General features: G+C 68.2%; 5 protein-coding genes. All 5 read right to left on the minus strand.

Features of this window, described 5'->3' with window-relative positions:
• Positions 1 to 471: 471 nt before the first annotated feature.
• Positions 472 to 1,206 (minus strand): SAVMC3_10250 family protein, encoded by a 735-nt coding sequence (locus FVE25_RS53470; RefSeq protein WP_157255226.1) that lies wholly within the window; start codon positions 1,204 to 1,206, stop codon positions 472 to 474.
• 11 nt (positions 1,207 to 1,217) lie between these two features.
• A complete protein-coding gene (locus FVE25_RS53475) occupies positions 1,218 to 1,814 on the minus strand; it encodes a recombinase family protein (protein ID WP_157255227.1) in 597 nt (198 codons plus the stop codon).
• Positions 1,815 to 1,993: 179 nt separating this feature from the next.
• Positions 1,994 to 3,247, minus strand: coding sequence for a TniQ family protein (locus FVE25_RS53480; protein WP_157255229.1), 1,254 nt, complete (start codon positions 3,245 to 3,247; stop codon positions 1,994 to 1,996).
• A complete protein-coding gene (locus tag FVE25_RS53485; protein WP_246268906.1) occupies positions 3,244 to 4,164 on the minus strand; it encodes a TniB family NTP-binding protein in 921 nt (306 codons plus the stop codon). The genes FVE25_RS53480 and FVE25_RS53485 overlap by 4 nt, the downstream gene beginning before the upstream one ends.
• Positions 4,158 to 5,765, minus strand: coding sequence for a Mu transposase C-terminal domain-containing protein (locus FVE25_RS53490; RefSeq protein ID WP_219826081.1), 1,608 nt, complete (start codon positions 5,763 to 5,765; stop codon positions 4,158 to 4,160). The genes FVE25_RS53485 and FVE25_RS53490 overlap by 7 nt, the downstream gene beginning before the upstream one ends.
• Positions 5,766 to 5,973 lie beyond the last annotated feature (208 nt).

The following is a 5,973-nucleotide window of genomic DNA, read 5'->3' on the forward strand; positions in this document are numbered from 1 at the left end:
TGTCGATTTCCGAAGTCGTCTGCACTGATGTCTGAACTCCCCTGCACAGGGTCGTTCCTCGGTGGGCTTCGAGGCGTTCTGACGAGTGCTCGCCAGGGATGCGCGATGGGCGCTGCAATCGGCAGGCGGTTGAGCTGCAGAAGCGGCGAGGCCGGCCGGTGGCGGGCTGCCGGACGGGAAGGCCGCAGCCGGGACCCTCGTACAGCGCCGAGACCAGACAAAGATCAACTGACAATTTCTTGACGGGGAACCACTGTCAGTTTCTTGTCGCGCAACAGACTGCGCGGATGACTGAAGCCACCTGCACGCGGTAGTGGGCGAGGTCGCGTTGGTGTCCGGACAGGTCCGACAATGCTTGGCCGTGAGCGTTGAGGAGAAGGGGAGGGACCGGCATGCGATGCTTACCCATCTGCGCGTCACACTCCCCTTCCTGCTGGCCTGCAACGGGATGGTCGAGCAGACGCCGATCGATCAGGCGTCGTCGGGTGCGTATTCGATATAGAGAGGAGTGGCAAGGACGGGACGCCCCCAGATGTCGTCATTCGGCGCCGCCAGGACCCGAGCGTGTCCCCTGAGCATCACCGGCCCCGCCGCCCAGCCGGAATCCGTTTTGACCGATCCGACGATAGGGGTCAGGTAGTGGAGCGCTTGCGCCAGGTGGTGGCCGCTGTTGGGCGGACCGGTGAACTCGCTCCGTGCGGCCTCGTCCGGCAGTTCGGCGAGACGCGCCGCGTACGCGCGCACAGCCTCCATGTAGAACGTGCCCACTGTCGTGACATGGGAGTCCGGCGGTTGCCAGCGGTCCAGGACGTTCACGGACGAGCCCACCAGGACGAAGGGTGTTCCCTCGGGGGACCGCTGAGCAGAGAGGTACACCAGGCCGGTGACCACCGTCTTGTCGGAGAATTGCGGCCCAGCAGGCGCCGCGTCACCGTAAAAGAACTCGTCCTCGAACTGGATCCAGTCCCCCGCCTGCAGGGCCTCGTCCGTGAACCACTTGACCTTTCGCTCCTGCTCGATCATCTCGATGATCGGTTCGAGCATGGCAGCCGATGGCTGGGGGGAGTCACCAGGGAGAGTGGTCTTGAAGGAAGCAAGTCCGACGTTGACCCCGGCTTCGAAGCCGGCCTTCTTCCACAGCTTTTGCGGGACCTGCGGGCTCAAGACCCGCATCTTGTTTTCGGAGAGGTACAGGAGATCGCGCATCAGTTCCGCTCCTACTGGATTGCCAGGTAGCGATGCAGGGACGTCTTGGGGATGCCGGTTTTGGCAGCGATCTGGCCGAGGCTGGTGCCCTGCTGCTTGAGGAGCCGGGCATACTCGATCTTGTCAGAGGAGTGGGCGACGGGGCGGCCAATGCGGCGGCCCGCGGCTTCGGCGACGGCGCGGGCGTGAGCGGCGCGTTCGGCGGTGAAGGTGCGTTCCATCTCGGCGAAGAGGGCCAGCAGCAGGAAGGCGATGCGGGCCATGCCCTCGTCGGCGGTGTTGATCGGCAGAGGATCGGCCAGCGAACGCACCCCGATCTGCTTCTCGTTCAGGTCGTGGACGAGGTTGAGGACTTCGCGCAGGTTGCGGCCGAGCCGGTCGAGGGTGTGCACGACGATGGTGTCCCCGGGGCGGGCATAGGCGAGCAGCTCGGACAAACCCGGTCGGTCGACGCTGGCCCCGCTCTTCCTGTCCACGTAGATCCGGTCATCGGGGATGCCCGCGACGTCAAGTGCGTCGAGCTGGCGTTCCAGGCTCTGCTTGGTCGTAGAGACCCTCGCGTACCCCAGGGTGAGCCCGCTGGCCGGGTGTGAGTTGTCGGTTCGCATGGCCGGACCGTACCGGAAGTCGGTTCTGTATGGACCTTCCGAAACACTTCTTGTGGAACGGCTTACGGAACGATCGGCGAGTTGATCGACCCAGGACGCACACCTTCTGACGGAACGTCGGGAGCCCTGTTCCACTTCCTTGGAAGTGGAACAGGCGCTCGCGAGCATGTCCGTCGCCGTCACATGATCCCGAAGGGGCCTGGTCGCTCGAAATCCCATTCGTGTGCTTCGGGCAGGAATTCCGCCGGGATGCCACACATCAGGATCAGGCTGTCGCGTTCGCGGTCGAAGGCCGCGGTGGTCCGGAGCCGCCAGGTGAGGCACTGCAAGATCCAGCGTGCGGTGGCCTGGTCGGTCTTCGCGGCTTCGAAGACGTCCTTGAGTGCCGTCTCCATGTCGGCCGGGTCGTGCTCGGGTAGCCGTGAACGCCGGAGGCCGAGCGGTCGGGTGCGGGTCCCGTCGTAGGCAGGCTGGTAGGGCATGGGGATCAGCAGCGGGCCGAGCGTGCCTCGCGCGACGATCGCCCCGGTCTGGACAAGGTTCAGCGCACAGGCGGCGGCTTCGAGCATGGCTTCCTGCCGTTCGGAATCGAGCCTCTCGTAGGGCCGCCAGACGTTCAGGCCCGCGCGGGACGGCAGTCCTGCGGTGCTCCAGATCAGATCGAGCGCGGTGGTCGAGTGCTGGCGGACCCGGGAGGTGGAGATGCTGACCTCGTCCAGCAGGGTGCGCAGCAGCCGGAGCCATACTCCGACGTGCACGGTCCGGCGGGGCAGCGTGACGGTGCCGGTGGCCAGGCCCTCATGGGTGAGGCTGTCCAGGGCGAGGACGTGTTCGGGCGCCGCCCGATGCGGCAGCGGCTGGTCCAGGGTCGCGGCGAGAGCTACCGTGCTGCCGTCCTCCAGGCGGCATCGGTGTTCGGGGCAGCTGAGCATGAGCGGGAGCGTGGCCGTCAGTGGGGTGCCGCGCGAGGGGTCGGTCGTGCAGACCGGGCAAATACGGCCGACGGTCGGGCGTCCGCGGTTCACCGGGACCCAGGGCCGCCACCGGTCGACGGCGTTGATGCCGGCCTCGCCTTCCGGCAGCAGGACCGAGTCTTGCCGGGCGTAGGTGTGGAACGCCTCGGAGCCGTTGTCGACCTCGAGGGTGTCGGCCAGCCAGGGCACCCAACCGGCGATGGTCATCAGCCGCAGGTCACCCACGGTCGTGCCGGTCCGTTCGGCCAGGGCGTCCAAGAGCTCGGCGGGCGGATCCCAATCGAGACCGTCGTCGAACGCTCTGCGCGCCAGGGCTGAGGCCGGACCGGCGTTGTTCTCCAGCAACTGCAGGACCGAGAGGCTGTAGAGCGCGGCGAGCCGGGACAGCCAGGACGACAGCGCCTCGCCGACGCCGGGCTTCGGATGCAGCGGCCACCGGCGGGCCGGAGCGTCTCTCATAGGAGTTCGCGCTCGAACATGCGCCGGCGTTCCGTGGGCCCGGCGTAGGCCGCCATGAGCAGAGTCCGCTGGTTGATGGTCTCTTCGCCGGACTCGATCGCCACGATCGCGGTCTCGGTCAGCAGCGAGGCGAGCTCCCCGATCGTGCCCTCGGTCCGGGCCAGCAGGTACTCGGCCATGTCGGCCGTAGCGATCGGCGACGGCCGTCGCAGCGGGAACGAGGCGGCGAAGCTGGCCAACAGCGAGCACGCTTCCTCATCGGCCTGCCAGCGCGGCAGCACGAACGGGGCGAACCGGTTCTCCAACTGGTCGTCGGACCGGATCGCCAGGTAGGCCTCGCGGGTACCGACTCCGACCAAGGGGATCTTCAGCTCGTTGCCCAGGAACCGCAGCAGGTTGAGGAACTCCCGCCGCGCCTCGCCCCGCCCGGCCAGGACGTTGTGGAGTTCGTCGATCACCAGGATGCGGGCGCCCGTCTCGCGGAGCAGCCGCAACGCCAGCTGCTCCAGCACCGGCAGCTTCATCCCCGGCCGCAGCGGAGCGCCCAGCGCGGTCAGCAGCGCGGTGTAGAAGCGGGCGACCTGCGGGTCGGACGGCATCTGCACCACCAGCACCGGGAACTCTTCCCGGTCGGCATGGGACACGACCGGGTGGGATCGTCGGAACTTCTCGATGATCATCGACTTGCCGTTGTTTGTCGCCCCGATGAGCAGCAGGTTCGGCATCCGCTGCCGCTCCGGCCACGCGAACAGTTCCTCAAGCTCGGCCAAGGCGTGAGAGGCGCGGGTGTAGCCGATCCACCTGTCCGCACGCACATACCTCAGCCGCTCGGCCGCCGGCAGCCGGGCCACCCGCCGGGCGATCTCGTGCAGGTGCGACAGGTCCTCGGGGTCGGCGACCTCCGCCACCGTCACCACTGCTCGATCACCTCGAACGGCACCGCCGTCGCCACGGTCCCGTCATCGTGAGCGGGCGGCGGCACGGGGATCGTTGGCGACGGCCGGGCCGGGATCGCCGACCGCCGCTCCACGGCACGGAGGGACCTGCGCGAGGCGCGGGTCTTTCCCGCGGCGTCCTCGGTGATCTGCCGCATCTGCGCCACCATCGCGAACAGCGCGTTCTCATCCACCTGGTCCCGGCTCAGCTCCCGCAGCCGGGCGACCGCCGCCTTCTGCTCCCACAGGCTGATCGGCGGCCGAGACAACGTCCGGTAGGGCACCTGCAGATATGAGGTGCCGTCCGGGTCCAGCGCCCAGATCCGCGAGATGTCGCGCGGGTCGCGGCGCAACACGAACTTCTCCAGGTCCCCGCGGCGGGCGATCCACGGCTTGAGCGCGTCGCAGAAGTACTGGATGTGATCGAGGGTGAAGCCCTGCCGTCCCAGCACCCGGCGCTCCACCGGCAGGAAGTCGACCAGGAACGCCGTCTCGTTCGCGACCGTCGCCGGCCGCCCCGCCTCGGCGACGCCCTGCTCCCACCGCCCCGCCGGGGTCTGCTTCAGCGTGCCGTGCACCTCACCGTGGTAGACCATCACCGCCAGCGCCAGCCACTTGTTCAGCTCCGCCAACGTCAGCACCGCGGCCGCCTGGCTGTCGTAGTCGCCGCGCTCGGCGGGGTTGGAGAACGTGGTGCCCGGCAGGTCGTGCACCATCTTCATCATCGTGCCGATGAGCCGCTCGATGATCCCGCCGAAATGCGGCGCCCCCAGCGGCCGGTAGGACTGCTTGATCCCGTGCTGGTCGCAGCCCCGCTGCAATGCCTCGCTCTTGAACTCGGTAGCGTTGTCGGTGAAGACCTCGCGCGGCTTACCCGACATCGGCCAGACCCCGCTCACCCCGAGCCGTTCCAGCCACGGCCGCTTGTCGGTGACCATGTGCGCCAGGCACAGCCCTACCGACAATGCCGACGGCGCCTCCAACGTCACCACCAGGCCCACCACGCAGCGCGACGCGACGTCGATCGCGGCCGTGACGTACAGGCGGCCGATCGGCATCCGATGCCGCTCATCCACGATCTCCAGATCCACGACCGTGTGGTCGATCTGCACCTGCTCCAGCAACCCCTCGATCACCGGCGGCTCACCGCCCGCTGACCGCAACACCCGGGCCGCCTCCGCGCCTTGCCGGGCCGTCACCGACGCCACCGGATCCAGCTGACCGATCCGCCGCTCCAACGTCCCTCGCGACGGCACCGCCAGCCCCCGGATCCGGCACTGCCGCACGACCTCCTTGTAGACCGCGCTCACCGTCCGGCGCTGCCTGGTCAGATACCGCGACCGGATCACCTCCAGCAGCAGCGCCTCGACCTCCTCCGGCAACCGCCCCCGCCCCCGCCCTCCGCTCGACCGGCGCGCAAGCAGATCCGACGCCACCCCCGAACCCGCCCGCCACCGCTTCACCAGGACGTACACCTGACGACGCCGAATCCCCAACTCGGCGGCCGCCTCATCCGCAACCGCCCCCGGGATGCGCGACTCCCGCGCCAACCGGCCGATCACCTCGGCCCGACGGACCGCCAACGCCCAGTCCTCCGCAGAAGCCGTCAGCACACCCCGCTCAACAACGCCCGCTGACTCATCGACCACGCCGACCTCACCGCCAGTGCACAGGAGTACGAACGAAGATCGACACTAGTGCACACGGGTACAGGAATCAGGATTTCTCGAAGTCCACTGCACTCAGCCGAAAACCCCACGAAGCCAGCGCACACGACTACGGGAATCGACA

The organism is Nonomuraea typhae, from assembly GCF_009760925.1.
Taxonomy (GTDB): Bacteria; Actinomycetota; Actinomycetes; order Streptosporangiales; family Streptosporangiaceae; genus Nonomuraea; species Nonomuraea typhae.